General features: G+C 71.6%; 25 protein-coding genes. 10 read left to right on the top strand and 15 right to left on the bottom strand.

All coding sequences use genetic code 11. The features are described 5' to 3' along the window. Positions 1-3: 3 nt before the first annotated feature. From dapA to DEJ25_RS13885, 3 genes are all read right to left on the bottom strand, one after another. The gene (gene dapA, locus DEJ25_RS13895) at positions 4-981 is read right to left on the bottom strand and encodes a 4-hydroxy-tetrahydrodipicolinate synthase (protein WP_110904766.1); all 978 of its coding nucleotides are present in this window, start codon (positions 979-981) and stop codon (positions 4-6) included. A gap of 104 nt (positions 982-1,085) precedes the next feature. Continuing rightward, positions 1,086-1,586 (bottom strand): dihydrofolate reductase, encoded by a 501-nt coding sequence (locus DEJ25_RS13890; RefSeq protein WP_110904767.1) that lies wholly within the window; start codon positions 1,584-1,586, stop codon positions 1,086-1,088. Next, positions 1,586-2,389 (bottom strand): thymidylate synthase, encoded by an 804-nt coding sequence (locus DEJ25_RS13885; RefSeq protein WP_111045058.1) that lies wholly within the window; start codon positions 2,387-2,389, stop codon positions 1,586-1,588. The genes DEJ25_RS13890 and DEJ25_RS13885 overlap by 1 nt, the downstream gene beginning before the upstream one ends. A 62-nt stretch (positions 2,390-2,451) precedes the next feature. Between DEJ25_RS13885 and DEJ25_RS13880 the strand changes: the two genes are divergently transcribed. Then, a complete protein-coding gene (locus tag DEJ25_RS13880; protein ID WP_111045057.1) occupies positions 2,452-3,354 on the top strand; it encodes a TIGR01777 family oxidoreductase in 903 nt (300 codons plus the stop codon). 10 nt (positions 3,355-3,364) lie between these two features. On the opposite strand, the gene DEJ25_RS13875 is transcribed toward DEJ25_RS13880, so the two are convergent. Then, positions 3,365-3,772: a tetratricopeptide repeat protein gene (locus tag DEJ25_RS13875; RefSeq protein WP_111045099.1), complete on the bottom strand. Its 408-nt coding sequence runs from the start codon at positions 3,770-3,772 to the stop codon at positions 3,365-3,367. A 48-nt stretch (positions 3,773-3,820) separates the two neighbouring features. Further along, positions 3,821-4,567, bottom strand: coding sequence for a 4-hydroxy-tetrahydrodipicolinate reductase (locus DEJ25_RS13870; RefSeq protein ID WP_111045056.1), 747 nt, complete (start codon positions 4,565-4,567; stop codon positions 3,821-3,823). 22 nt (positions 4,568-4,589) lie between these two features. Here DEJ25_RS13870 and DEJ25_RS13865 point away from each other — a divergent pair, with 22 nt between their 5' ends. Beyond that, a complete protein-coding gene (locus tag DEJ25_RS13865) occupies positions 4,590-5,081 on the top strand; it encodes a GNAT family N-acetyltransferase (RefSeq protein ID WP_110904771.1) in 492 nt (163 codons plus the stop codon). A 70-nt stretch (positions 5,082-5,151) separates the two neighbouring features. Here the strand turns inward: DEJ25_RS13865 and DEJ25_RS13860 are convergent, their stop codons facing one another. Then, entirely contained in the window at positions 5,152-5,754 is a 603-nt protein-coding gene (locus tag DEJ25_RS13860; RefSeq protein ID WP_111045055.1) for a histidine phosphatase family protein, read from the bottom strand. Between the two features lie 8 nt (positions 5,755-5,762). Beyond that, entirely contained in the window at positions 5,763-7,097 is a 1,335-nt protein-coding gene (locus DEJ25_RS13855; protein ID WP_110904796.1) for a pitrilysin family protein, read from the bottom strand. A 248-nt stretch (positions 7,098-7,345) separates the two neighbouring features. Between DEJ25_RS13855 and DEJ25_RS13850 the strand changes: the two genes are divergently transcribed. Together DEJ25_RS13850 and DEJ25_RS13845 are read left to right on the top strand one after the other, a co-directional pair. Next, the gene (locus tag DEJ25_RS13850) at positions 7,346-8,017 is read left to right on the top strand and encodes a TetR/AcrR family transcriptional regulator (RefSeq protein WP_111045054.1); all 672 of its coding nucleotides are present in this window, start codon (positions 7,346-7,348) and stop codon (positions 8,015-8,017) included. A 56-nt stretch (positions 8,018-8,073) separates the two neighbouring features. After that, positions 8,074-8,601, top strand: a complete 528-nt coding sequence (locus DEJ25_RS13845; RefSeq protein WP_110904774.1) for a YbhB/YbcL family Raf kinase inhibitor-like protein — start codon at positions 8,074-8,076, stop codon at positions 8,599-8,601. A 110-nt stretch (positions 8,602-8,711) separates the two neighbouring features. On the opposite strand, the gene DEJ25_RS13840 is transcribed toward DEJ25_RS13845, so the two are convergent. Then, positions 8,712-11,000, bottom strand: coding sequence for a polyribonucleotide nucleotidyltransferase (locus tag DEJ25_RS13840; protein ID WP_110904775.1), 2,289 nt, complete (start codon positions 10,998-11,000; stop codon positions 8,712-8,714). A gap of 281 nt (positions 11,001-11,281) precedes the next feature. Here DEJ25_RS13840 and DEJ25_RS13835 point away from each other — a divergent pair, with 281 nt between their 5' ends. Beyond that, positions 11,282-12,496, top strand: a complete 1,215-nt coding sequence (locus DEJ25_RS13835; protein ID WP_110904776.1) for a lytic transglycosylase domain-containing protein — start codon at positions 11,282-11,284, stop codon at positions 12,494-12,496. Between the two features lie 16 nt (positions 12,497-12,512). Here DEJ25_RS13835 and DEJ25_RS13830 read toward each other — a convergent pair whose 3' ends face one another. The 3 genes from DEJ25_RS13830 to DEJ25_RS13820 form a co-directional block, all read right to left on the bottom strand. Then, positions 12,513-13,145 carry a CE1759 family FMN reductase gene (locus tag DEJ25_RS13830; protein WP_181427455.1) on the bottom strand — a complete coding sequence of 211 codons (633 nt, stop codon included), beginning with the start codon at positions 13,143-13,145 and terminating at the stop codon, positions 12,513-12,515. A 169-nt stretch (positions 13,146-13,314) separates the two neighbouring features. After that, on the bottom strand, positions 13,315-13,584 hold the full coding sequence (rpsO, locus tag DEJ25_RS13825; RefSeq protein WP_110904777.1) for a 30S ribosomal protein S15: 270 nt from the start codon (positions 13,582-13,584) through the stop codon (positions 13,315-13,317). Between the two features lie 146 nt (positions 13,585-13,730). Then, complete coding sequence (locus tag DEJ25_RS13820) at positions 13,731-14,183, bottom strand: VanZ family protein (protein WP_110904778.1); 453 nt, start codon at positions 14,181-14,183, stop codon at positions 13,731-13,733. Between the two features lie 120 nt (positions 14,184-14,303). On the opposite strand from DEJ25_RS13820, the gene DEJ25_RS13815 reads away from it, so the two are divergent. From DEJ25_RS13815 to DEJ25_RS13805, 3 genes are all read left to right on the top strand, one after another. After that, a complete protein-coding gene (locus DEJ25_RS13815; RefSeq protein WP_111045053.1) occupies positions 14,304-15,326 on the top strand; it encodes a glycoside hydrolase family 6 protein in 1,023 nt (340 codons plus the stop codon). A 67-nt stretch (positions 15,327-15,393) separates the two neighbouring features. Then, on the top strand, positions 15,394-16,446 hold the full coding sequence (locus DEJ25_RS13810; protein WP_110904780.1) for a M4 family metallopeptidase: 1,053 nt from the start codon (positions 15,394-15,396) through the stop codon (positions 16,444-16,446). Positions 16,447-16,510: 64 nt separating this feature from the next. Further along, complete coding sequence (locus DEJ25_RS13805) at positions 16,511-16,795, top strand: protealysin inhibitor emfourin (protein ID WP_110904781.1); 285 nt, start codon at positions 16,511-16,513, stop codon at positions 16,793-16,795. 64 nt (positions 16,796-16,859) lie between these two features. Here DEJ25_RS13805 and DEJ25_RS13800 read toward each other — a convergent pair whose 3' ends face one another. From DEJ25_RS13800 to DEJ25_RS13790, 3 genes are all read right to left on the bottom strand, one after another. Beyond that, positions 16,860-19,118, bottom strand: a complete 2,259-nt coding sequence (locus tag DEJ25_RS13800; protein WP_111045052.1) for an ATP-binding domain-containing protein — start codon at positions 19,116-19,118, stop codon at positions 16,860-16,862. A gap of 90 nt (positions 19,119-19,208) precedes the next feature. Further along, the gene (locus DEJ25_RS13795; protein ID WP_111045051.1) at positions 19,209-20,051 is read right to left on the bottom strand and encodes an aldo/keto reductase; all 843 of its coding nucleotides are present in this window, start codon (positions 20,049-20,051) and stop codon (positions 19,209-19,211) included. Further along, positions 20,051-20,422 (bottom strand): FKBP-type peptidyl-prolyl cis-trans isomerase, encoded by a 372-nt coding sequence (locus DEJ25_RS13790; protein WP_111045050.1) that lies wholly within the window; start codon positions 20,420-20,422, stop codon positions 20,051-20,053. The genes DEJ25_RS13795 and DEJ25_RS13790 overlap by 1 nt, the downstream gene beginning before the upstream one ends. Before the next feature lie 87 nt (positions 20,423-20,509). On the opposite strand from DEJ25_RS13790, the gene DEJ25_RS13785 reads away from it, so the two are divergent. Beyond that, positions 20,510-21,823: an MFS transporter gene (locus DEJ25_RS13785; protein WP_258366508.1), complete on the top strand. Its 1,314-nt coding sequence runs from the start codon at positions 20,510-20,512 to the stop codon at positions 21,821-21,823. 21 nt (positions 21,824-21,844) lie between these two features. Beyond that, positions 21,845-22,921 carry a YihY/virulence factor BrkB family protein gene (locus DEJ25_RS13780; protein ID WP_111045049.1) on the top strand — a complete coding sequence of 359 codons (1,077 nt, stop codon included), beginning with the start codon at positions 21,845-21,847 and terminating at the stop codon, positions 22,919-22,921. A 42-nt stretch (positions 22,922-22,963) separates the two neighbouring features. On the opposite strand, the gene DEJ25_RS13775 is transcribed toward DEJ25_RS13780, so the two are convergent. After that, the gene (locus tag DEJ25_RS13775) at positions 22,964-24,475 is read right to left on the bottom strand and encodes an aspartate ammonia-lyase (protein ID WP_258366507.1); all 1,512 of its coding nucleotides are present in this window, start codon (positions 24,473-24,475) and stop codon (positions 22,964-22,966) included. Positions 24,476-24,546: the final 71 nt, after the last annotated feature.

Below are 24,546 nucleotides of genomic sequence, written 5' to 3'. Positions count from 1 at the left end.
CGTCTAGCGGGTGGTGCCTGGCACCTTCGGTAGCGCACCGCCGGCCGCTGCGTTGCGGTCGGGGCGGAAGTTGGAGAAGTCGGCGCCCGGGACGTCGTGGACCGCTTCGAGCGAGGTCTCGATGGCGTACGCCTCGGAGTCCTCGGGGCCGACGAGGGGCAGCCGGACGCGCGGGCTGCCGATGCGGCCGAGTCCGTGCAGCACGTACTTCGCCGCCACGGTGCCCGGCACGTGGGTCATGATCGCGCGGACGAGCGGCTCGAGGCGCTTGTGCTCGGCGGTCGCGGTCGCCAGGTCGCCGCGGTTCACGGCGTCGACGATGGCGCGGTACGGCGCGCTCGTGATGTTCGCGGTGACGCCGATGAGTCCAGTCGCGCCGATCGACAGGTGCGGGAGCACGTTCGTGTCGTCGCCGGAGAAGTACATGAGGTCGGTGTTGTTGAGGACCCGGGACACCTCGGCGAAGTCGCCCTTGGCGTCCTTCACCGCGAGGATGTTCGGGTGCTTCGACGCCCGGAGGATCGTGTCGTACGTGATCGGGATGCCGGTGCGGCCCGGGATGTCGTACAGGATGACCGGCAGGTCGGTCGCGTCGGCGATCATCCGGAAGTGCGTCAGGACACCGGCCTGGGTCGGCTTGTTGTAGTACGGCGTGACGATCATGACGCCGTCGGCGCCGGCGCGCTCGCTCTGCTTGTACAGGTGGATCGCGTGGGCGGTCTCGTTCGAGCCACCGCCGGTGATGATCTTCGCGCGGCCCGCGGCGACGGACTTGCCGACCTCGACCAGGCGGAGCTTCTCCGGGTCGGTGAGGGTGGACGTCTCGCCGGTGGTGCCGGTGACGACGATGCCGTCGGCCCCCGCGGTGATGCAGTCGTCGATGTGCTGCTCGACGCCCGGCCAGTCCACTTCGCCGTCGGCGGTGAACGGGGTCACGAGCGCGACGAGGACCTGGCCGAAGGGATTCTCACGCGTGGACACGGGGTCCAGCGTACCGGGGATGCGCGCGGGCACCGCCGTCCGCCCGGACGGTGGGCGGCCGGGAGGCTCGGATCACCTCCGGCGGGCGGCGCGGGAGCGTGGGTTCAGGCGCCGCGCCGCCACTCGAGGAAGCGGTAGCGGGTGCCGTCGACGCGGGACTCCTGCCACGGTCCCTCGTCGACGAGGGTCCAGTCGTCGCCGAGGGTCGGCGCGACCGTGTCCCCGTCGACCTCGACGTCGACGACGGTCTCGGAGACGCGGTCGGCGAAGGCCACGGCGTCGGCGTAGACCGCACCGCCACCGATCACCCAGACGGGCTCGTCGGTGTCGAGTGCGGTCTCGAGGTCGTGGACGACCTCGGCACCGGCCGCGGACCAGGTGTCGTCACGGGTCAGCACCACGTTCCGCCGGCCCGGCAGCGGCCGGAACCGTTCGGGCAGCGAGTCCCACGTGCGACGGCCCATCACCACGACGCCGTCACCCGTGACCTGCCGGAAGTGCGCGAGGTCCTCGGGCACGTGCCAGGGGATGCTCCCGTCCGCACCGATCACTCCCGATGCCGTGCGGGCCCACACCATGCCGACACCGGTGCCGTGGGACGCCATCAGACCGCGACCTTGCCGGAGATCGCCGGGTGGTGCTCGTAGCCGACGACGGTGATGTCCTCGTACTCGTAGTCGTCGATCGAGTCGCGCGGGGCGAGCTCGAGCGTCGGCAGCGGGAACGCCGTGCGGGACAGCTGCTCCTGCACCTGCTCGACGTGGTTGTCGTAGACGTGGCAGTCACCGCCGGTCCAGATGAAGTCACCGACCTCGAGCCCGGTCTGCGCCGCGACCATGTGGGTCAGCAGCGCGTACGAGGCGATGTTGAACGGGACGCCGAGGAACATGTCCGCGCTCCGCTGGTACAGCTGGCACGAGAGCTTGCCGTCGTTGACGTAGAACTGGAAGAAGGCGTGGCAGGGGGCGAGCGCCATGCTGGGGATGTCCGCCACGTTCCAGGCCGACACGATGAGTCGGCGGGAGTCCGGGTTGCTCCGGATCTGCTCGATCACCTGGGCGATCTGGTCGACGTGCTCCCCCGACGGGGTCGGCCAGGAACGCCACTGCACGCCGTAGACCGGTCCGAGGTCGCCGTCCTCGCCCGCCCACTCGTTCCAGATCCGCACGCCGTGCTCCTGCAGCCACCCCACGTTCGAGTCGCCGCGGAGGAACCAGAGCAGCTCGTACGCGATCGACTTCATGTGCACGCGCTTCGTCGTGATGAGCGGGAAGCCCTGTGACAGGTCGTAGCGCAGCTGGGCGCCGAACAGACTGCGGGTCCCGGTGCCGGTCCGGTCGCCCTTCGGGGAGCCTTCCTCGAGCACTCGGCGCAGCAGGTCTTCGTACGGCGTGGGGTTCTCGGTCACGACGTCGAGCCTAAGCGACACCGCGCCGGGCCCGCGGTCAGCTGACTGGGTACCGTGGCGGCATGACGCAACAGCCGCTCTCGATCCTGGTCGCCGGCGCATCCGGCTTCATCGGGACGCCCCTGGTCCGTGCCTTCCGTGACGCCGGCCACCACGTCTCGACGCTGGTCCGGAGGGAACCGCGCACCCCGACCGAGTTCCGCTGGTCGCCCGGCGAACGGCCGCTCGACCCGGCGGTCCTGGACGGTGCGGACGTCGTCGTCAACCTCGCGGGCGCGAGCCTCGGCAAGATCCCGTGGACGGCGTCGTACCGTCGTGCGATCCGGTCCTCCCGGATCGACTCGACGACGACACTCGTCGAGGCGATGCGTGCCGCGGACACCCCGCCGAAGGTGTTCCTCTCCGGCTCCGCCTCCGGCGTGTACGGCGACCGGCCGGTGGACGTGCTCGGCGACGACGCGGCCGTCGGCACCGGGTTCCTCGCCGACGTGTGTCGTGCCTGGGAAGCCGCGGCCGAGCGGGCACCCGAGGGGGTCCGCGTCGTCCTGCTGCGCACCGGCATCGTCGTCGGTCAGGGCGGCGGTGCGCTCGCGCCGCTGGTCCCCCTGACGAAGGCCGGCGTCGGCAGCCGGCTCGGCACCGGTGGGCAGTACTGGCCGTGGATCGCGCTCGAGGACGAGGTCGGCGCGATCGTGCACCTCGCCACGGCCGACGACGTCTCCGGCCCGGTGAACCTCGCCGGTCCCGAGCCGGCCGTCGCCGAACGCATCACCAAGCGCGTCGCCGAGGACCTGCACCGGCCGTACCTGTTCCGCGTGCCGGCGTTCGCGCTCCGTGCGGTGCTCAAGGACGCGGCGGACGAGATGCTCCTGTCGAACCAGCGGATGGCACCGACGAAGCTGCTCGAGTCCGGCTACGCGTTCCGGTACACCCGGGCCGAGGACGCGGTCGACGCCGCGTTCTGAGCGACGACGGTCAGCGTGCGTGCGTGAGCGCCGTCCGCATCGCGGCCCGGGCCCGCTTCCGGTCGCCGGCCGCGTCGTAGACCACACCGAGCCGGTACCAGGCGCGCCAGTCGTCCGGTGCCGCCTCGACCGCGGCACGGTAGCGCGGGAACAGCTCATCCGCAGCCGCTCGGGCTGGCCGTCCCGATGGCCGCACGTCGACGAGGTCCTCCGGGGCACCACCCTCGCGCTCGAGCCGGGCTCCGAGTCGGGTGATGCCCAGCCCGAAGCGGAGTTCCAGCACGAGGAGCAGCGCACCGACCAGGGCGATCACGACGAGGGCGATCCCGATGCCGATGCCGACCGGGATCCCCATCGACAGGAACGCGACCGCACGCTGCCCGACGAGCACGATGTACACGACGAGCAGGACGGTCATCAGCAGCACGCCCCAGAGCGGTGACCGGAGGCCTCGCACGGCCGGCCCCTACCCGATGCCGAGGACGGAGCCGAGCCCGACCGTCAGCCCGCGCATCGACCCGACCGCCTGCAGCGCCGCACGGATGCCAGGCAGGTAGGCGGTGTCGTCGCCGGTGTCGTGGCGGATGGTCAGGGTCTCGCCGGGGCCGCTCAGCACGACGTCCTGCACGGCCTTCACGCCGGGGAGCCGCAGCGAGTGGATCGGGACGCTGGCCACCTGCTGCCCGCGGGCGCGCTGGTCCACGTGCGGGGCCTCCACCGGGCCGACGTCACGACGGGCGTCGGCGATGAGCTCCGCGGTGCGCACCGCGGTGCCGGACGGGGAGTCGATCTTGCCGGCGTGGTGGCTCTCGACGATCTCGACCGAGGGGAACCAGGGCGCCGCGATCGTGGCCAGGTGCGTGCCGACCACGGAGCCGACCGAGAAGTTCGGGACGACGAAGGCACCCTGATCGGGCCGCCCCTCCAGCGACGCGCGGAGCTTCCCGAGCCGCTCCCCCGACCAGCCGGAGGTACCGACCAGGACGTTCGCGCCGGTGCTCAGGGCGTTCTCGACGATCACCGGGCTGAGCGCGGGGACGGTGACGTCGACGACGATCCGCGCCCCGGCGAACACCGAACCGTCGGCCTCGTGCGCGCGGTCCCGCGACGACAGTCGGGCGACGAGTTCGAAGTCGGGCAGTTCCTCGACGACGGCGGCCACGAGGGCACCGAGCCGACCGGGGGCGCCGACGACGGCGACGGGAGTGACCATGCCCCCATCCTAGGATCGGGGCATGCCCGAGGATCGCAGCCAGGTCACCGTCCGCACCGTCCCCGCCGACGCCCCGGAGGTCGACGCCCTGCTCGACCGGTACCTCGACGAGCGTGCGGCGACCTTCCCGAGCGCGCAGGGCTCGTACACCCGGAAGCGCACGCCGACCGTCGAGCTCACGCCCCCGAACGGCACCTTCGTGGTCGCGTACGACGGTGACACGGCAGTCGGCTGTGGCGGGCTCCGCCGCATCGCGGACGACGGCGACGAGGTCCGGTTCGAGGTCAAGCACGTCTTCGTCCTGCCCGAGGGCCGTGGGCACGGTGTCGCGACCGCCGTGATGGACGTCCTCGAGCAGGCCGCGGCGGCGTTCGGCGCGACGAGCATCGTCCTCGACACGAACGACGCGCTGGTCGCCGCGGGTGCGATGTACCGCAGCCGTGGCTACGACCGCGTGCCGGCCTTCAACGACAACCCGAACGCGACCGCCTGGTACCGCAAGCCGGTCCGCTGACGCATCACGGGCCTCCCGGGAGGCACGGTGCCGGTCCACCGCGCCGGTCGCGCCGACGGACGGGCTCCGTCTAGAGCGGCTGCGGCACCGGCAGGCCGGTGCGGAGTTCGACCGGCAGGTGCGCCAGGTCGTTGAGCGTGACGAGCTCGGCGGGCTTCGCCGACCGGATCCGGATGATCGTCAGCGAGCTGTGGGCGACGTTCGTGCCCATCCAGCGCCACTCGGGGGCCTGGAAGACCTCGCGCACGAACCAGCCGATGACGGCGTTGTGGGTGATGAGGAGGTCGTGCCGGTCCTCCATCGCGGGCGTGAACCACTCCGCGACGGCGTCCTCCATCTGTGCCTGCCCGGCGGCGATCTCCTCTTCCGTCACGCCGCCGTACCAGCCCTTGTAGGCGTGCGGCATGTCGGGCGTCGGGCCGGAGGGGATGCAGTCGAACAGCAACGTGGACGGCTCGGGCTGGATGGCCGGGAGGCGCTGCTGCAGGAAGGACGCGGTCTCGCTCGGGGCGTCGAGCGGGGAGTGCCAGACGCCGTCGAAGGGCACGCCCCCCAGTCGGTCGGCGATGAGCATGGCCTGTCGCTTGCCGCGTTCCGAGAGCTTGCCGTCGCGCAGACCGTGCTCGGCGTCCTGGTGTTCGCCGTGCCGGACGAGGTAGAGGTAGTGCGACATCGTGGAGGTCAACCGTCGATCCCGAGCGCCACTGCCAGGCGCTCGCGCTGGACGTCCCCGACCACGGCCGTCACGGTCGGTCGGGTGAGGAGGTCGCGGGACAGGTCGAGCACGTCGGCGGCGGTCACGCGGTCCACACGCTCGAGGGCGGTGGCGAGGTCGGTGAACTCCCCCGTGCCGAGCTCGGCCCGGCCGAGGCGGGTCATCCGGGCGTCGGAGTCCTCGAGCGAGAGCGTCAGCGCGCCCTCGATCTGGCCCTTCGCACGGCGCAGCTCCTCGTCCGTGATGCCGTCGTCGGCCATCCGGCGGAACTCCCCGTCGATGATGTCGATCACACCGGCGACGTTGTCGGGCGCGCAGCCCGCGTAGACCCCGAAGGCGCCGTTGTCGAGGTACGCCGGAGCGAAGGACGACACCGCGTACGCCAGACCGCGGCGCTCGCGCACCTCTTGGAAGAGTCGGGAGCTCATGCCGCCGCCGAGTACGGCGTTGAGCACGCTGAGCACCGGCCGACGGTCGTCCCGCAGGTCGAGCCCCTGCGAGCCACGGAGCATGCTGACCTGCTCGGTGGGGCGGTGCACGACCCGGAGCGACGACTCCACCGGGTCGGCGGCGGGCTGCGCTTCGCGTCGGGCGAGCGGGCCGGCCGCGGTCGCGTCGGAGAAGACGGCCTCGACCAGGGCGCAGAAGTGGTCGTGGTCGACGGCACCGGCGGCGGTGACGACGATGCCGTTCGGCTCGTAGTGCTCAGCGTAGTGCGCCATCACCTCGTCACGCTGGACCTCACGGATGCTCTCCGGGGTGCCACCGATCGGGCGTCCCAGGGCATGCCCGTCGAAGGTGGCGGCGAAGAAGGCCTCGCCCGCGACGTCGGCCGGGTCGTCCGCGGCCATCGCGAGTTCTTCGAGGATGACCCCGCGCTCGATGTCGAACGCCGAGGACTCGAGTGTGGAGTTCGAGACCATGTCGCCGATGACGCCCACGGCCATCGGGACGTCGGTGTCCCGCACCCGGGCGTAGTAGCAGGTGTACTCCTTGGCCGTCGCGGCGTTGTGCTCGCCACCGACGGAGTCGAACGCGACGGCGATGTCCAGCGCGCTGCGCTCGGTCGTGCCCTTGAAGAGCAGGTGTTCGAGGAAGTGCGTCGAACCGAACTGTCCGGCCCGTTCGTCTCGGGAGCCGACACCGACCCAGTACCCGATGCTCGTGGAGTGGACGGACGGAACGGATTCGGTGAGCACACGGACGCCCGAGGCGAGAACGGTGCGCCGAACGAGGGCTCCACCGGACGTCACGAAGGACGTTTCCGGAGCCTCGAGCGGCAGCGGCACTGGGCGGTTCATCGTCATGACTCTACTGAAGTGCGGACACCCGTCGCCCAGTTTGACAACCCGGCGGGGCACGTCACTCATTATGGGGGACAAGAAATGTGGACAGACCGACTCGTCTGTCTGTCCTCCTTGTGCTACTGTGGTGTCACCGGATCGAGAGCCCCCCTAGATCCCGATCCGGTGGCTCGGGACATCAGTCCTGCGCGGCAACGAGTCCCCCCACTCCGCCGCGGAGCCGATGACCCAAGGAGAGCCACGCTGTGACGGTCGATTCCCCCCAACCGACCGTCCAGCGTCTCCTGGGTCAGCGTCTGCAAGGACCGGCCCTGAGCACACAGAACCTTCCGTCGCCGGACGGGTCGAGCGTCCCCCCGGCTCCCCGTTCCGGCGGCGCGAAGGTCCGCATCCTCGAGACGGCCCTCCGACTGTTCTACGAAGAGGGCATCCGCGGCGTCGGCGTCGACCGGCTCATCTCCGAGGCGAGCGTCACGAAGGCGACGTTCTACAAGCACTACGGCTCGAAGGACAACCTGATCCTCGCCTACATGCACGAGCAGCACGCCCGTGAGCAGGCCGTGATGGACCGCATCGTCGCCGGTGCGGACGCGCCCTCGTCCGCCGTCCGCGCCTGGGTCGACGCCCTCGCGACCGAGGTCAACCAGGCCGAGTTCCGTGGCTGCGCGTTCCTCAACGCCGCAGCCGAGTACCACGACCCCCGCGACCCGGTCCGTCAGGTCGTCGCCATGCACCGCGACTGGTACACCGAGCGACTGGGTGACCTGTTGCAGGACGCCGGTCACCCGCTTCCCGGCGACGGCGCCGACGAACTCATGCTCGCGCGCGACGGCGCGATGAGCGGTGCCTACGCCGGCGACGCGATCGCCGCGACGGCCGCCCTCGGTCGCGTGGCCGAACGCGTGCTCGCCGCCTGAGCAGTCCGACCGGACGTTCCCCGGTTCCGTCGGGTCAGCGGGTGTTGGCTCGGAGCATGACCAACGACCCCAACTGGAACCTGCCGGACGTCCCCACTTTCGAGCTGACCAGCCCCGAGTTCACCGACGGCGGCGCCCTGCCGCAGGAGGCCCGCGGCGGCGACGCCGGCGGTGCCGACCGCTCCCCCGAGCTGGCCTGGTCCGGCGCACCGGAGGGCACCCGGAGCTTCGTCCTCACCGTGTACGACCCGGACGCACCGACCGGCTCCGGCTTCTGGCACTGGGCCCTGTCGGACATCCCCGCCTCGGTCACCTCGCTGCCGCAGGGCGCCGGCACCGATGACGCACTGCTGCCCGAGGGTGCCACGCGTCGCCGGAACGAGTTCGGCACGGACACCTTCCTCGGTGCGGCTCCGCCCGCTGGCCACGGCCCACACCGCTACTTCTTCACGCTCAGCGCGCTCGACGTCCCGACGCTCGAGGTGCCCGCCGAGGCGACCCCCGCCGTCGTCGGCTTCATGTTCCGCGAGCACCTGCTCGGCCGCGCGCAACTCGTGGGCGTCCAGGAGACCCCCGCGTCCTGACCCGAGCGAGTCCGGTCCGGCCGGCACTGCCGGGAGACCCGCCCCACCACACGACGACGGCCGCCGTCCAGCAGGACGGCGGCCGTTGTGGCGCTCGAGCTGATCAGGGATCAGCCTTCGGCGGGGACCTCGGTGTGGGTACCGTGGTCGTCGCGACCCTCGGTGTCGACCTCGTCGGCCACGACCGGGGCGAGCGAGAGCTTGCCGCGGTCGTCCACCTTGGTGACCTCGACCAGGATCTTCTGGCCGACGCCCAGGACGTCCTCGACGTTCTCGACGCGCTTGCCACCGGCGAGCTTGCGGACCTCGGAGACGTGCAGCAGACCGTCGCGGCCCGGCATCAGCGACACGAAGGCACCGAACGTCGCGATCTTGACGACCGTGCCGAGGAACTGGTCCCCGATCTCCGGGTTCGTCGGGTTCGCGATCGCGTTGACCTGCGCACGCGCGGCCTCGGCGGACGGACCGTCGACGGCACCGATGTAGACCGTGCCGTCGTCCTCGATCGAGATGTCGGCGCCCGTGGTGTCCTGGATGCCGTTGATCGTCTTGCCCTTCGGGCCGATCAGCTCGCCGATCTTGTCGACCGGGATGTTGACCGAGATCACGCGCGGGGCGGTGTCGGCCATCTCGTCCGGGCCGTCGATGGCCTCGTTGAGCACACCGAGGATGGCCGAGCGGGCCTCCTTGGCCTGCTTCAGCGCGGCGTCGAGCACCGACGACGGGATGCCGTCGAGCTTGGTGTCGAGCTGGATGGCGGTCACGAACTCGGAGGTACCGGCGACCTTGAAGTCCATGTCACCGAGTGCGTCCTCGGCACCGAGGATGTCGGTCAGCGCCGCGTAGCGGGTCTGACCGTCGACGGTGTCGGAGACCAGGCCCATCGCGATGCCCGCGACGGGGGCCTTGAGGGGCACACCGGCGTTGAGCAGCGACAGGGTCGAGGCGCAGACGGATCCCATCGAGGTGGAACCGTTGGAGCTGAGCGCCTCGGAGACCTGACGGATCGCGTAGGGGAACTCCTCGCGCGACGGCAGCACCGGCACGAGGGCGCGCTCGGCGAGGAAGCCGTGCCCGATCTCGCGACGCTTCGGCGAACCGACACGGCCGGTCTCACCGGTCGAGTACGGCGGGAAGTTGTAGTGGTGCAGGTAGCGCTTCTTCGTGATGGGCGACAGCGAGTCGATCTGCTGCTCCATCTTGAGCATGTTCAGCGTGGTGACGCCGAGGATCTGCGTCTCGCCGCGCTGGAACACCGCGGAACCGTGGACCCGCGGGATCACGGCGACCTCGGCGTCGAGCGGACGGATGTCGGCGAGCCCACGACCGTCCATGCGGACCTGCTCGGTCAGGATGCGGCCGCGGACGACCTTCTTCGTGACCGACTTGTACGCGGCGCTGACCTGGCTGTTCGCGACCTCGGGCAGCGTGCCCGCGGAGACCTGCTCGGCGATGGCGGCCTTGACACGCGACTTGAGCGCGTCGTCGGCGTCCTGGCGCTCGGTCTTGCCGGCGATCTTGTAGACGTCACCGAGCTCGGAGAGCGCGAGGGACTCGACGGCCGCGTAGACCTCGTCGGCGTACGGCGGGAAGACCGGGTAGTCCTGGATCTCCTTGGCCGACTGCGCGGCGAGCTTCGCCTGCGCCTCGACGAGGGCCTTGAGGAACGGCTTGGCCGCTTCGAGGCCCTGCGCGACGACGGACTCGTCGGGCTTGGTGGCGCCGCCCTGGATGAGGTCCCAGCTGTGCTCGGTGGCCTCGGCCTCGACCATCATGATCGCGACGTCTTCGTTGCCGGCTTCGTCGGTGACGACGCGGCCCGCGACGGTGAGGTCGAAGACGGCCTCGGCCAGCTGCGAGGCCTTCGGGAACGCGACCCACTGGTCGGTGCCGTTCGCGCCCGGGATCAGCGCGAGCCGCACACCGGCGATCGGGCCGGAGAACGGCAGACCGGAGATCTGCGTCGACGCGGATGCGGCGTTGATGGCCAGCGCGTCGTAGAACTCGTCCGGCGCGATGCTCAGGACGGTGATGACGATCTGGACCTCGTTGCGGAGGCCGTCGACGAACGACGGGCGCAGCGGCCGGTCGATGAGGCGGCAGACGAGGATCGCCTCGGTGCTGGGACGGCCTTCGCGGCGGAAGAACGAGCCGGGGATCTTGCCGGCGGCGTACGAGCGCTCTTCGACGTCGACCGTCAGCGGGAAGAAGTCGAAGCCCTCACGCGGGTGCTTGCCGGCGCTGGTGGCCGAGAGCAGCATGGTCTCTTCGTCGAGGTACGCGGCGACGGCACCCTGTGCCTGCTGCGCGAGACGACCGGTCTCGAACCGGACCGTCCTGGTGCCGAAGCGACCGTTGTCGATGGTCGCTTCCGCGAACTTGATCTCGGGACCCTCCATAGAGGATGCCTCCTTGCGTGTGTGGTGCAGCAGACCAGGCCTCGGGCACACTCGTGCACGTGCGCTCCACGACGCGGAACGCATGTCTGGCCAGCAGTAGAAGCACACGGGACGAGGACCGGCCCGGACGCCACCACCGATGACCAGCTTCGTGCCGGTCTGCGTGCGATGTCGTGATTCGTCTCGGGGAACGGTCCCCAGACCAGGCGACCTTAGCATTCCGCGATGGACGAGCGGCGGTGCTCCAGGCGAACGGGCGTGTCCTCGCCTAGCCTGCAGGGATGCGTCGGAACCCTGCCCTCGTCCGTCGGCCGCACGGGCGGCACGTCCTCCTCGCCGTGACCGTGCTCGTAGGGGCCCTGGTCGTCCCGGTGGTCACTTCCGCACCGGCGTCCGCCACCGACTACCCGACGTGGCAGGACGTGCAGCGCGCGGAGGGGAACGAGCAGGCCAAGCAAGCCGAGGTCGCGAAGGTCCAGGCGGCCCTGGAGTCGGTGCAGGCAGAGGCGGCCGCGAAGTCGCAGGTCGCCCTCGACCGGTCCGCGGAGGCGACGCAGGCCGAGGCGGACCTGGCCGAGGCCACCCGGACGGCCACGAGCCTCCAGGCCCACGCCCGCCAGGCCGCAGCGACCGCCGAGCGCGCGCAGACACGGGCGGGACGGCTGGCCGCGGACCTGTACCGCGACGGGTCGACCGATCAGATGACCACCCGGATCGCGACGACGGGGAACCCGGACGCCCTGCTCTACCAGCTGGGCGCGCTCGACCAGCTGTCCACGACCTGGGCCGGCGTGCTGGACGACGCCGCCGTCTCGGCGAAGACGGCGTCCTCGCTGCACGACCAGGCGGCCCGGGCCGAGGACGAGCGCGCCTCGCTCGCCGCGGACGCCGAGGCGAAGGCCGCGACGGCGAAGGCGGCGCAGCAGCGCGCGGACGCGGCGGTCGCGTCGACCGAATCGCACAGTGACGAGCTCTACGCGCAGCTCGCGACACTCCGGGACTCGACGGCCGAGACGCAGCGTCGCTACGAGGTCGGACAGGCGGTCGCCGCACAGGCGGCAGCACAAGCCGCGGCAGCGAGGGCCGCCGCTCGGGCAGCAGCGGCAGCCGCGGCGGCACCCACCTCGACCGGGGGTTCGGCATCGGCCGGCAACGCCTACCCGAGCACCGAGGGGGTCACGGTCGACCCGGCCGGCGCGCAGGCCTACGCGCGGAGCGTGCTCGGCAGCTACGGCTGGGGCGACGACCAGTTCGGCTGCCTGGTGTCACTGTGGACGCAGGAGTCCGGCTGGCGCGCGAACGCCCTGAACTCGTCGAGTGGTGCCTACGGGATCCCGCAGGCACTCCCCGCGTCGAAGCTCGCCGCCGCCGGTGCGGACTGGCGGACGAACGCGCAGACCCAGGTCAACTGGGGCCTCGCGTACATCAAGAGCAGCTACGGCACGCCGTGCGGTGCCTGGGGTCACGAGATGAGCGTCGACCCGCACTGGTACTGACCCCGACGCAGTGCGGCTACTGCTGGCGCTGCATCCCGCCGAGCAGCGACGCGAAGTCCACGACCTCGGGCAGGGCGTCCGCCTGCTGCGGCTGACGACGGGAGGCCCGCATCATCCACGCCAGGTCGGCTCCGGCCCGGCGGATGCGCGCGTCGAGCGTGCCCGCGTCGTCGCTCCCCCAGTCGTCCGTCGCCGCGAAGACCCCGGTGGGCACGACCGCGGCACGGAGGTAGGCGAAGACCGGGCGGATGCCGTGTTCGAGGGCGAGCGAGTGGCGAGCGGTGCCGCCGGTCGCCCCGAGCAGCACCGGCATGTCGGTGAGCGCGTCCTTGTCGAGGACGTCGAGGAAGGACTTCGCCAGGCCGCTCATGCCGGCGGTGAAGACCGGGGTGACGAAGACGACCGCATCCGCCTCGACGACCGTCGCCATCGCGGTGGCCAGGGCGGGGGCGGCGAAGCGCATGAGCATGGCATCGGTGATCTCGTGCGCGAGCGGTCGGAGGTCGACGTTCCGCAGCTCGACCGGCTCGCCGGTGGAGCGGCCGGCGGTCGACAGCGCTTCGACGGTCGCGGCGCCGAGGCGGTCGGCGAGCAGGCGGGTCGAGCTGGGCTCGGAGAGACCGGCGGAGACGACGGCGATGGTGGTCATGGAGATTCCCGACTTTCGATGCGTTTGCATGAACAGTAGCAGGAACCCGAGGAGGCCGACGCGCATTCCCGTGGTGCTCGCACGCGGAACGACAGAAGCCCCGTCCCTCACGGAGAGGAACGGGGCTTCCGATCAGCAGGGCTGCACGACGGCAGCGCTCCTGGTACGACTAGCGGCGCAGGCCGAGACGCTCGATGAGCGTGCGGTAGCGGGCGATGTCGACGTCGGAGAGGTACCCGAGGAGACGGCGGCGCTGACCGACCATGAGGAGCAGGCCACGACGCGAGTGGTGGTCGTGCTTGTGCTCCTTGAGGTGCTCGTTCAGGTCGTTGATACGACGCGTCAGAACGGCGACCTGGACCTCGGGGGATCCGGTGTCGCCCGGGTGGGTCGCGTACTCTTCGATGATCTCCTGCTTGATCTTGGCGTCAAGTGCCATGGAGGATCCCCTTTCCTGCTCCGCGTGAGAGCTCTGTCCGTTGCGCGGTGCCCACACCTGATGCGTGAGCGCTCTTGATCCGCGGCCGTTCGACGGCAACCGCACGAGCATACCAGAGCAGGAACGCGTCGACGGGACCCGGTCGCTCAGACGGTCCGCGCCCGCAGAGGCCGGCGGCGCCGACGACGCTCCGGGAGCAGACTCCGCACGAACCCGACGAGCGTCGCCCCGAGCAGGCCGCCCATGCCGTTCGACAGCACGTCGCGGGGATCGGCCACGCGGTACGGCAGGTACTCGGCCTGTGCGAACTCGATCCCGACCGACAGCCCGACGGCGATCAGCGCGCCGAGGATCCACCAGCGACGGGGCAGCCACAGCGCGGCGATGAGCCCGACCGGCACGAACATCGCGACGTTCGCCAGGAACTCGGTGCGGTCGTACGTGAACCAGGCACCGTGCGGCAGGTGCTGCACCCAGGCGACGGCGTGCAGGACGAGGGAGTTCTCGGCCGAGGTGAACACGTGCGGGGTCAGCGTCATCCGCCAGATCACCCAGGCGTAGCCGCCCGTCAGGGCCAGGAGGAGGAGTTTCCGCAACATCCGGTCAGTCTGGGGCACGACTGCTGGGCAGCACCCTGGCATCACATGACGATGGGATGGGAACATGACGGCAGCAGCGGATGCGGGTCGGGGGCGACGCGCGACAGGGAGGAACGGCCGATGCCGAGACCGCAACGGACCTCGTCCACGCGCCAGTGGCTCTGGATCGGGGTCGTCGGCGCGCTCGTCGTCGCCGTCGTCGTGGCGGTGAGCGTGGTGCTGCCACACGCCGGAGACCGTCCGGTCGCGCACCGCCGGAGCGTCGCCGAGGCGTGGCCCGGCGGCCTCGCCCGCCAGCCCTCGACCGCGAACCAGGCACGCTGGCACGAGACGGCCGCACGGAAGGCGGGTCGGGCCTCCACCGCGGACCGTCTCGCCGTGATCGCCGACCAGCCGATCGCCACCTGGTTGACGAGCTCGTCCGTCCCCGAGACGGTCGCGACCGTGCGGAGCGTCCTGGCGTCGGCGCGCGAGCAGCGGAAGACCCCGGTCTTCGTGCTCTACGCGATCCCGGGCCGCGACTGCGGGCACTGGTCGCGGGGCGGCACCGCTGAGGACGCCTACCTGCCGTGGGTCCGTGCCGTCGTCCGGGCACTCGCGGGCTCGCATGCGGTCGTACTGGTCGAACCGGACTCGATCGCGCAGATCGCGGTCTGCGAGCGGCTGCGGGACACGCGGCTGCCGCTCCTCCGCAAGGCGGTGGCGGCGCTCACCGGCCACGGGTTGACCGTGTACCTGGACGGCGGCAACGAGAACCGGGTGCCGGTCGCGACGATGGCCGACTGGCTGCGGCGCGCGGGCGTCGACCGTGTACAGGGCTTCGCGACGAACGTGTCGAACTTCTACCGGGTCGACCAGGAGCGCGCCTACGCAGACGAGCTCGCCGACGCGATCGGCGGGGACCCGCACTTCGTCATCGACGTCTCGCGGAACGGCCGGGGTTGGCGGGGCGACTGGTGCAACCCCGGGGGCGCCGGCCTCGGGCAGCTCCCCCACGTCACCCTCGGCACGACCCGGCTCGACGCGCTGCTCTGGGTGAAGACACCCGGGTTGAGCGACGGCAGCTGCAACGGCGGACCGGCCGCGGGGCAGTGGTGGGAGTCGTACGCGCTCGCCCTGGTCGCGAACCGCAAGCGCGGCTGACGCGCGGACGACGGCCGGGAGGCCCGACACCGGTCCGGCTGTCGGCCGCCGGTGGTTGCATGTCGCCATGACCAGCCGCCACCTGCGTTCCGTCGTCCCGCCGTACCTCCTGCGCGCCGTCGCGGCCGCGCCGGCGGACCGCTTCCCACGCGCCGCCTCGGCGGCACGGACCGCGCTCGCCTCGATGGACCGCGTCCAGGAGCCGAAGCAGGTCACCGGCCTCCGCGCGCCCCGGACCGCCGGCACGCCCGACGCCTCGCCGCAGCGGACGATCTCCACCGCCGCCGGCACGACCACCCTGCCGGGCACGGTCGTCCGACGCGAGGGCGAGGGCGACACCGGGGACGCCGCCACCGACGAGGCGTACGCGGGGCTCGGTGCGACGCACGCGTTCTGGCTCGACGTCTTCGGACGGGTCTCCATCGACGGTGCCGGGCTGCCCCTCGAGGCCACCGTGCACTACGGCCAGGAGTACGACAACGCCTACTGGGACGGGCAGCGGATGGTCTTCGGGGACGGGGACGGCGAGGTCTTCCGACGCTTCACCGTCGCGGTCGACGTGATCGGCCACGAGCTCGCCCACGGTGTCACGCAGTACACCGCCGACCTGGTCTACCAGGGGCAGTCCGGGGCGCTCAACGAGTCGATGAGCGACGTCTTCGGCTCCCTCGTCGCCCAGTACGCGGCCGGGCAGACCGCCGAGCAGGCGACCTGGTTGATCGGGGAGGGGCTCTTCACCGACGCCGTGCACGGTGTCGCCCTGCGCTCGATGCGTGCGCCGGGGACCGCCTACGACGACCCGGTGCTCGGCAAGGACCCGCAGCCAGCGACCATGACCGACTACGTCGAGACCACCGAGGACCAGGGCGGCGTGCACCTGAACTCGGGCATCCCGAACCACGCCTTCTTCCTCGCAGCGACCACGATCGGCGGCCCGGCCTGGGTCGGCGCCGGGCAGGTGTGGTGGGACGCCCTGACGTCGGCCGAGGTGTCGGCGTCCATCGACTTCGCCGGGTTCGCGGCCGTCACGGTACGGGCCGCGGCGACCCGCTTCGGGGCGGACTCGCGCGAACGCGCCGCGGTCACAGACGCCTGGCGCTCGGTGGGCGTCCTGTCCTGACGCGGGGCGGCACACGCTGCGGCGGGGGTGCGGGTGCGGGCACGGAGGGCGTACGTTGCGGGGCATGCAGATCGTCGTGCGCCGCAGCGGAGGGTTCGCCGGCATGACCCGGGCCTGGCGGCTCGACACCGATGACCGGCCGGACGCCGACCGGTGGGCCGAGCTCGTCGGCGCGCTCCCCCGCGACCAGGCACCGGCGACGGACCCGGCTGCGGGTGACGCCGTCCGGGACGACTTCGTCTGGACGGTCACCGTCGCCCGGACCACGGTCACCATCCCGGGTCGTCGACTGGACGGGCCCTGGGCGACGCTCGTGGCGCAGGTGCGGGACCAGGGCGAGCCGGCCTGACGGACGCAGGCCGGGCCTCCCGGCCACGTCGCCCGTCGTGCTCCTCAGGTGACGTCGATGACCGTCAGGCGACGTCGATGACCGTCAGGCGGCGGGTGGGGCGGGTCATCGCGACGTAGACCGCCGCAGCCGCACGGGCGGCGTCGGACCCGACGCGGTCCGGGTCGACGAGCAGCACGCCGTCGAACTCCAGGCCCTTCGCATCGGCACCGGTGAGCACCGTCACCGAGCCCGGGCGCGGAGAACCGAGCCCGCGGACGTCGGCCTCCGTGCGGGCCAACCGCGCGCGCACGGCGGCGACGTCGGCCTCCGGCACGATCACGCCGATCGTCCCCGAACCGATCAGGTCACGCTCGCTGTCGACCCGGCGGGCGACGGTGTCGAGCAGGTCCGCTCGGTCGACGTGCAGCCGCTCGACCGGGTCACCGTCGCGGACCGCCTCGTTCGCGGTCACCGTCAGCCCGGCCGAGGCGGCGAACGCCCCGGCGGCCTCGACGATGGAGCGCGGCGTGCGGTAGTTGACGGTGAGCTCCTCGAGCCGGGAGTCCAGCGGCACCTGCGGCGCACGACCCCGGCGACGGCGGGAGAGCGCGCCGCGGACGTCGTCCCACGTCCGGGCGGCTCCCGGCGAGGAGCCCTGCGCCATGTCGCCGACGATCGTGAAGGAGCGCAGCGGGTTCCGTCGGGCGAGGATCCGCCACTGCATCGGCGAGAGCTCCTGCGCCTCGTCGACCACGATGTGCCCGTAGGTCCACTCGCGGTCCTCGGCGGCGCGCTCGGCGGTGGAGCGGGGGTCGCCGCCCTCCGCGAAGGCCCCGGCGACCTGCTCGGCGCTGACGATGCCCTCGACGCCCATGTTCTCGATCGCCTGGCGGGCGTTCTCGATGTCGCGGTTCCGGCTCGCCTTGGCCTGGCGCTTCGCCGCGCCGCCGGTCGGGTCGAACTCGCCGAGGAGCTCGGCCGCCTCGTCGAGGAGCGGGACGTCCTCCACCGTGAAGGCGGCACCACGCTCGCGTCGGAGCAGTTCCCGGCGCTCCGGGGACCAGTTGGGGGTCAGCGACGCCAGCCAGTTCGGACGGGCGAAGAGGTCCTCGACGAGCTTCTCGGCCGGCAGCGGCAGCCACGCGGTGTTGAGCAGGACGCGGGCGTCGTACGAGCTGCGGATGTCCTCGCGGAGGACCTTCTCGTCGGCCTCGTCCACCGTCGTACCGCGCTGCCGGAGCTGCTCGGCGAGCAGGCGGGTCATGGCATCGAGCGCGTTCTTGTTGAACGACACCCGGGCGACGTTGTGCGGCTTGCCGCGGTCCTGGGCGCGACGCATCGCCTCGGCGACGAGCTGCGGCGGGACGACGAGTCGTTCGCCCTCGACGTCGAGCGTGACGGACTCGGTCGGGACGACCTGGCGCGAACGCACGGCCCGGCGCAGCAGGTCGGCCATCTCGCCCGAGCCCTTCACGGCGGCGACGTCGCGCCTGTCGTGCACGGTGGTGTGCAGCCCCGGGTAGAGCGAACCGAGGGAGGCCATCACCACGCCGGTCTCGCCGAGGGACGGCAGGACCTGCTCGATGTAGGTGAGGAACGCCGGGGACGGGCCGACCACGAGCACCCCGGAGCCCCGGAGCCGCTCACGGTACGAGTAGAGCAGGTAGGCCGCGCGGTGCAGCGCCACCGCGGTCTTCCCGGTCCCGGGCCCACCCTGGACGATGAGCACGCCCTCGAGCGGGGAGCGGATGATGCGGTCCTGCTCGCCCTGGATGGTGGCGACGATGTCGGTCATCCGACCGGTGCGCTCGGCGGTGACCGCGGCGAGCAGCGCCCCCTCGCCCTGCAGGTGGGTGCGCTCGTCGTCGTACAGGGTGGCGTCGAACACCTCGTCCTCGACGCCGACGACCGTTCGGCCCTCGAGCGTCAGGTGCCGGCGGGCGCGCATGCCCATCGGATGGGCCGCGGTGGCCTGGTAGAACGCACTGGCACCGGGCACCCGCCAGTCGAGCAGCAGCGGACGGTGGTCGGCGTCACGGAGACCCACGCGACCGATGTAGCGGAAGGCGTCCTCGTCGGCCGGCGGGTCCTGGACCTCGAGGCGGCCGAAGACGAGCCGGTCGCCGACGCGTTCGAGCGTCGCGACGGTGTCCTCGTAGAGCCGGGCGAACGCGTCCCGCTCGCTGCGGCTCTGGTGGTTGCCGCCGACGGTCTGTCGACGGGTCTCGGCGAGTCGCTGGGCGGCCTCCGCCGTCAGCTCGTCGAGTCGGTGGAACAGACCGTCGACGTAACCGCGTTCACGGTCGATCTCGGTGGGTTCGGAAACACGCGCTTCGGACACTCGCAACCCTTCGGGACAGGGGGACCAATCGTATCCCCCCGCCCTGGTCGGCTTCGACTCGATCGCAGCCGCGACCGCGACCGCCCGCGACTACATCTCTTCGTGCGTGTCCGGGTCGCCGTCCCAGAGCCGACCGCGCTCGAGCGCGGAGATGGCCTGGACCTCGTCGTCGCTCAGCGTGAAGCCGAACACGTCGAGGTTCTCGCGCTGCCGGTCCGGGTCGCCCGACTTCGGCACCGGGACGGCACCGAGCTGGACGTGCCAGCGGAGCACGACCTGGCCGGCCGACACCCCGTGCGCGCCGGCCGCGGCGGTGACCGGTGGCTCGGTGAGGAGCTCGGACTGCTTCGCGAGCGGGCTCCAGCTCTCGGTGACGATGCCCAGCCGCTGGTGCACGGCTCGGAGCTCCGCCTGCGGGAAGTACGGGTGCAGCTCGACCTGGTTGACGGCCGGTGCGACCCCGGTGGCGTCGATGATGCGGTCGAGGTGCTCCGGCGTGAAGTTCGAGACACCGATCGAGCGGACCTTGCCGCTGTCCCGCAGGTCGACGAACGCCTTCCAGGTCTCGACGAACTTGCCCACCGACGGGTTCGGCCAGTGGATCAGGTACAGGTCCAGGTGGTCGAGCCCCAGGTTCGCCAGGGTCTCGTCCACCGATCGGTGCGCCTCGTCGTAGCCGTGGTGGCGTCCCGGCAGCTTCGACGTCACCACGAACTCGTCGCGCGGGACCTCGGCGCGGCGGACCGCTGCACCGACGGCGTCCTCGTTGCCGTAGTTCAGCGCGGTGTCGAGCAGGCGGTACCCGCTCGTGATCGCCGCACCGACCGCGGCGATCCCCTCGTCGCCGTCGAGCGAGTACGTGCCGAGGCCGAGCGCCGGGATGCGGTGCCCGTCGTTCAGCTCGAGGGTCGGGACCTCCGGGACGCCCGCCATCAGCGGACGCCGAGCAGGTCGATGACGAAGATCAGGGTCTTGCCGGACAGGAAGTGTCCGCCGCCGGCCGGGCCGTAGGCGAGCTCCGGCGGGACGACGAGCTTGCGACGGCCGCCGACCTTCATGCCGGGGATGCCCTCCTGCCAGCCGCGGACGAGCGCCGCGAGGGGGAAGTCGATCGGTTCGCCACGGCCCCAGGAGCTGTCGAACTCCTCGCCGGACTCGTACTCGACGCCCGCGTAGTGGACCTTGACGGTCGAGCCGGACTCGGCGACGGCGCCGTCGCCCTCGACGATGTCGGTGATGACGAGGTCGGTGGGCGCCGGGCCCTCGGGGGCGTCGAACTCGGGCTTGCTGTTCAGGTCAGTCATGCTCGTCAGTCAACCAGAGAACGAAACCCGGCCCCGCAGGCGGCCTCCAGGCCACAGAATGGTTCCACCGTGACACCAGAAGCCCCCGTGGACGCCCCCACGAAGCCCCACCGTTCCCTGTTCGCCGACCTCACCCCCCTCCGCCGCTCCCCCGCGTTCGCGCGCCTGTGGATCGGCAGTTCGATCGCCGGCATCGGCACCATGATGACCAGCGTCACCGTGGGCCTCGAGGTGTACGAGATCACCCGCTCCACCTTCATGGTGTCGCTCGTCGGCGTGATCTCCCTGGTGCCGATGATCCTGGCCGGTCTCTACGGCGGGATGCTCGCCGACGCGTTCGACCGCCGCACGGTGGCCCTCGTCTCGGCCGTCCTGGCGTGGGTGTCCACCGCGATGATCGCCGCTCACGCCTGGCTCGGACTCGACAGCGTCGTGCTGCTGTACGTCCTGGTCACCGTGAACGCCGTCGCCGGGACCGTGATCGGGGCCTCCCGCGCGGCGATCGTGCCGCGCCTGGTCGGCATCGAGCTCCTGCCGGCGGCGAGCGCCCTGAACAGCATCAGCGCCGGGTTCTCGGTGACCGTCGGACCGGCGGTCGGCGGCGTGCTGGTCGCCGCGTTCGGCTTCGCGCCGACCTACACGGTCGACGTCGTGCTGTTCAGTGCGGCGTTCCTCGGGGTCATCACCCTGCCGCGGATGGCTCCCGAGCACGACGCGCTGCGCCCCGGGCTGTCGTCGCTGATCGAGGGGGCGAAGTTCCTCCGACGCTCCCGCAACATCACGATGACGTTCGTGCTCGACATCATCGCCATGACGTTCGGGCAGCCCCGCGTGCTGTTCCCCGCCATCGGCGCCCTCGTGGTCGGCGGCGGGTCCATCACCGTCGGTGCGCTCACCGCGGCGTACGCGATCGGTGCGCTGCTCTCCGGCATCTTCTCCGGTCCGCTCGGCCACGTCCGACGGCAGGGCGAGGCGGTCGGCTGGGCGATCACCGTCTACGGCGGGGCGATCGCCGCGTTCGGTGTCGTCGTCGCCTGCGCGCACCTCCTGGGTGGGCGGCCGTCCGAGACCTTCTCGACCGGCATCCTGCCGGCGCTGGTGCTGTGCGCGCTGTTCCTCGCGGTGGCCGGCGGTGCGGACAACGTGAGCAGCGTGTTCCGCGGGACGATCCTCCAGGCCGCGGCGCCCGACGGCATGCGTGGACGACTGCAGGGGATCTTCATCGTCGTCGTCACGGGAGGCCCGCGCGTCGGCGACCTGTACGCCGGCCTCGTCGTCGCGGCCGGGTTCGCCTACCCGCCGGTCATCGGCGGCGTCCTCATCATCGCGCTGGTCGCCCTGCTGCTCCGGTTGGTGCCGTCGTTCCGGCGGTACGACGCCCTGCACCCGAACGCGAACTGACGGAGCCGGTACCGTCGACTCATGCCGGCGAGCCGAGAACGCGACCTGCGCCGCTCGGGGGTCCGGGCGGTGGTGCGTCGGACGTACCACTCGGTCATCCGGCACCGGGTCGTCGACTCCGCCGCGTCGCTGACGTTCTTCGCCCTGCTCACCGTGTTCCCGACGGCGCTGACCGTGGTCTCGCTCCTCGCGGTCGTCGACCAGGGCGGCGACAGCGTGGCGGACATCGTCGGCGTCCTCGGTGTCCTGGTGCGACCGGAGACCGCCGAGCACCTCGAGACCCCGCTCCGGCAGCTGCTGACGCTCGACAACCCGTGGCTCGGCGCGACCGTCGGACTCGTCCTGACGCTGTGGTCACTGTCGGGGTACGCGACCGCGTTCGGCCGGGCGATGAACACCGCCTACGAGGTCGAGGAGGGCCGGCGGATCTGGAAGTTCCGCGGCATGATGCTCCTCGTCACGCTGCTGGTCATGGTCGGCGGTGCCGTCGCGCTCGTGATCCTGCTCGGCACCCCGATGATCTCCGCCGCCGTCGTGCGACAGGTCGGCTGGCCGTCCTGGGCCGACGACGTCTGGAACGTGGTGAAGTGGCCGGTGCTCGCCGCTGACCTGGTCGTCATGGTCGCCGTGCTCTACACCGCCACGCCCAACGTCAAGACGCCGCAGCTGCGGTGGGTGTCCGCCGGTGCCGGCTTCGCGATCGGCACCTGGACGCTCGCCACGGTCGGCTTCGCGCTGTACGTGGAGACGATCGGCGGCGGCAACCGGGCGTACGGCTGGCTCGGCGGTGCGCTGCTGCTGCTCGTCTACCTGTACATCTCGAACTTCGTGCTCGTCGTCGGCGGGGAACTCGACTCCGAGGTGATCCGGATGCGCCAGCTGCTCGCCGGCATCGAGGCCGACGAGACCATCCGCCTGCCGCTCCGCGACGTCACCCGGAACTTCACACTCGCCCGGTGGCGGGACCAGGACATCGCGGCGGCGGCGCAGGTGCGGGCCGCGGCGGCCGAACTCCCCGACGACGAGGGTTCCCCGCGGGACGAGGAGCTCCGGCGGGTGGCAGGGCAGGTGCGCGCGGGCGAGCGGCCGATGCCGTGAGCTGCGCGTCGGCGGGAGCAGCCCGTCCGGTGAGTCCCGCCGTCAGACCTGCGGCGGACGCGGTGCGACGTCGCGGGCGTGCTGCTCGAGCATCGCCTCGGTGATCACCGGCATCGCGCCCGTCGCGAGCTCGATGCCGGACAGCCGCGCCGGGCTGAGGACCCGGTGCACCTGGTGCTCGTCCATCAGGCCCGCCGCGATCACCAGCGTCGAGATCGGGGTCGAGGTCGTCAGCGCCGTGTGCGCGATCGACGCCGCCGCCGCGTAGCCGATGTACGGCGTCAGCGCCGTGACGACGCCGACGTTCGTGTCGACCTGTGCGGCGAGCTTGGCCTCGTTCGCCTGGATGCCGGTGACGCAGTGCTCGCGGAGGGTCGCGCACCCGCGGGCCATCCACTGCAGCGACTGCAGGATCGAGTGGGCGATGATCGGCTCGAACGCGTTGAGTTGGAGCTGCCCACCCTCCGCCGCCATCGTCACCGTGGTGTCCGCGCCGGCGACGGCGAACGCGATCTGGTTCACGACCTCCGGGATCACCGGGTTCACCTTGCCCGGCATGATCGAGGACCCGGCCTGGCGGGGTGGCAGGGTGATCTCGCCGAGGCCCGCCTGCGGACCCGACGCCAGCAGTCGCAGGTCGTTGCAGATCTTCGACAGCTTCATCGCACTGCGCTTCACGGTGCCGGACAGCGTCATGAACGAGCCGGCGTCACTCGTCGCCTCGATGAGGTCCGGTGCGGTGACGACGTCGACGCCGGACGCGTCGGCGAGCTGCCTGCGGACCTCGTCGCGGTAGAGCGGGTCCGCCGTGATGCCCGTGCCGATCGCGGTCGCGCCGAGGTTCATCTCGCAGAGGAGCGGCACCACCCGGCGGAGCTGGACGACGTCCTCCTGGATGGTGTGCGCGAAACCCGTGAACTCCTGGCCGAGGGTCATCGGCACGGCGTCCTGCAGCTGCGTTCGACCGACCTTGAGGACGTCCGCGAAGGCGTTCCCCCGCTCGGCGAACGCGGCCGAGAGCTGCTCGAGCTGGTCGGCCAGGCGGCGCACCCCGTAGATCATCGCGATCTTGATGCTCGTCGGGTACGTGTCGTTCGTCGACTGGCTGCGGTTCACGTGGTCGATCGGGTGCAGGTACGCGTAGTCGCCCTTCTCGCGGCCCAGCAGCTCCAGCGCCCGGTTCGCCAGGACCTCGTTCGTGTTCATGTTCGTGCTCGTGCCCGCGCCACCCTGCACCACGTCGACCACGAACTGGTCGCGAAGGGCGCCGTCGCGGACCTCCTGCGCAGCACGGTCGATGGCGTCGGTGCGCTCGTCGTCGAGGACCCCGATCGCCCGGTTCGCGCGCGCCGCCGCCTGCTTCACCGTCACCAGCGCTGCGACGAGGTCCGGGTACACCGCGATCGGCACGGAGGCGATCGGGAAGTTCTCCATCGCCCGGAGGGTGTTGATGCCCCAGTACGAGTCGACGGGCACCTCCCTCGAGCCCAGGGAATCGGTCTCGGTGCGGGTGGCAGCGCTCGTCACGTTGTGTTCCTCTCCGTCGCGGGTCACCTTCCGAGGGTAGCCCGCGACCGTCCGGCCGGTGCGGAACGGGGCGGGTGCGGGGTGTGGCTTGCGTGGGG

Origin of the sequence: Curtobacterium sp. MCPF17_011 (assembly GCF_003234145.1) — a bacterium.
GTDB lineage: Bacteria > Actinomycetota > Actinomycetes > Actinomycetales > Microbacteriaceae > Curtobacterium.
This window is presented reverse-complemented; position numbering and strand designations above follow the sequence as displayed.

Excerpts from the sequence above, each read along its gene's own strand:
- rpsO (WP_110904777.1), bottom strand. The coding sequence starts at position 13,584 with ATGGCACTTGACGCCAAGATCAAGCAGGAGATCATCGAAGAGTACGCG.
- DEJ25_RS13870 (WP_111045056.1), bottom strand. The coding sequence starts at position 4,567 with ATGGTCACTCCCGTCGCCGTCGTCGGCGCCCCCGGTCGGCTCGGTGCC.
- DEJ25_RS13855 (WP_110904796.1), bottom strand. The coding sequence starts at position 7,097 with ATGAACCGCCCAGTGCCGCTGCCGCTCGAGGCTCCGGAAACGTCCTTC.
- DEJ25_RS13865 (WP_110904771.1), top strand. The coding sequence starts at position 4,590 with ATGCCCGAGGATCGCAGCCAGGTCACCGTCCGCACCGTCCCCGCCGAC.
- DEJ25_RS13835 (WP_110904776.1), top strand. The coding sequence starts at position 11,282 with ATGCGTCGGAACCCTGCCCTCGTCCGTCGGCCGCACGGGCGGCACGTC.
- DEJ25_RS13830 (WP_181427455.1), bottom strand. The coding sequence starts at position 13,145 with ATGACCACCATCGCCGTCGTCTCCGCCGGTCTCTCCGAGCCCAGCTCG.
- DEJ25_RS13890 (WP_110904767.1), bottom strand. The coding sequence starts at position 1,586 with ATGGCGTCCCACGGCACCGGTGTCGGCATGGTGTGGGCCCGCACGGCA.
- DEJ25_RS13875 (WP_111045099.1), bottom strand. The coding sequence starts at position 3,772 with ATGACCGTCCTGCTCGTCGTGTACATCGTGCTCGTCGGGCAGCGTGCG.
- DEJ25_RS13795 (WP_111045051.1), bottom strand. The coding sequence starts at position 20,051 with ATGGCGGGCGTCCCGGAGGTCCCGACCCTCGAGCTGAACGACGGGCAC.
- DEJ25_RS13845 (WP_110904774.1), top strand. The coding sequence starts at position 8,074 with ATGACCAACGACCCCAACTGGAACCTGCCGGACGTCCCCACTTTCGAG.
- DEJ25_RS13815 (WP_111045053.1), top strand. The coding sequence starts at position 14,304 with ATGCCGAGACCGCAACGGACCTCGTCCACGCGCCAGTGGCTCTGGATC.
- DEJ25_RS13820 (WP_110904778.1), bottom strand. The coding sequence starts at position 14,183 with ATGTTGCGGAAACTCCTCCTCCTGGCCCTGACGGGCGGCTACGCCTGG.
- DEJ25_RS13840 (WP_110904775.1), bottom strand. The coding sequence starts at position 11,000 with ATGGAGGGTCCCGAGATCAAGTTCGCGGAAGCGACCATCGACAACGGT.
- DEJ25_RS13810 (WP_110904780.1), top strand. The coding sequence starts at position 15,394 with ATGACCAGCCGCCACCTGCGTTCCGTCGTCCCGCCGTACCTCCTGCGC.
- DEJ25_RS13780 (WP_111045049.1), top strand. The coding sequence starts at position 21,845 with ATGCCGGCGAGCCGAGAACGCGACCTGCGCCGCTCGGGGGTCCGGGCG.
- DEJ25_RS13790 (WP_111045050.1), bottom strand. The coding sequence starts at position 20,422 with ATGACTGACCTGAACAGCAAGCCCGAGTTCGACGCCCCCGAGGGCCCG.
- DEJ25_RS13860 (WP_111045055.1), bottom strand. The coding sequence starts at position 5,754 with ATGTCGCACTACCTCTACCTCGTCCGGCACGGCGAACACCAGGACGCC.
- DEJ25_RS13805 (WP_110904781.1), top strand. The coding sequence starts at position 16,511 with ATGCAGATCGTCGTGCGCCGCAGCGGAGGGTTCGCCGGCATGACCCGG.
- DEJ25_RS13880 (WP_111045057.1), top strand. The coding sequence starts at position 2,452 with ATGACGCAACAGCCGCTCTCGATCCTGGTCGCCGGCGCATCCGGCTTC.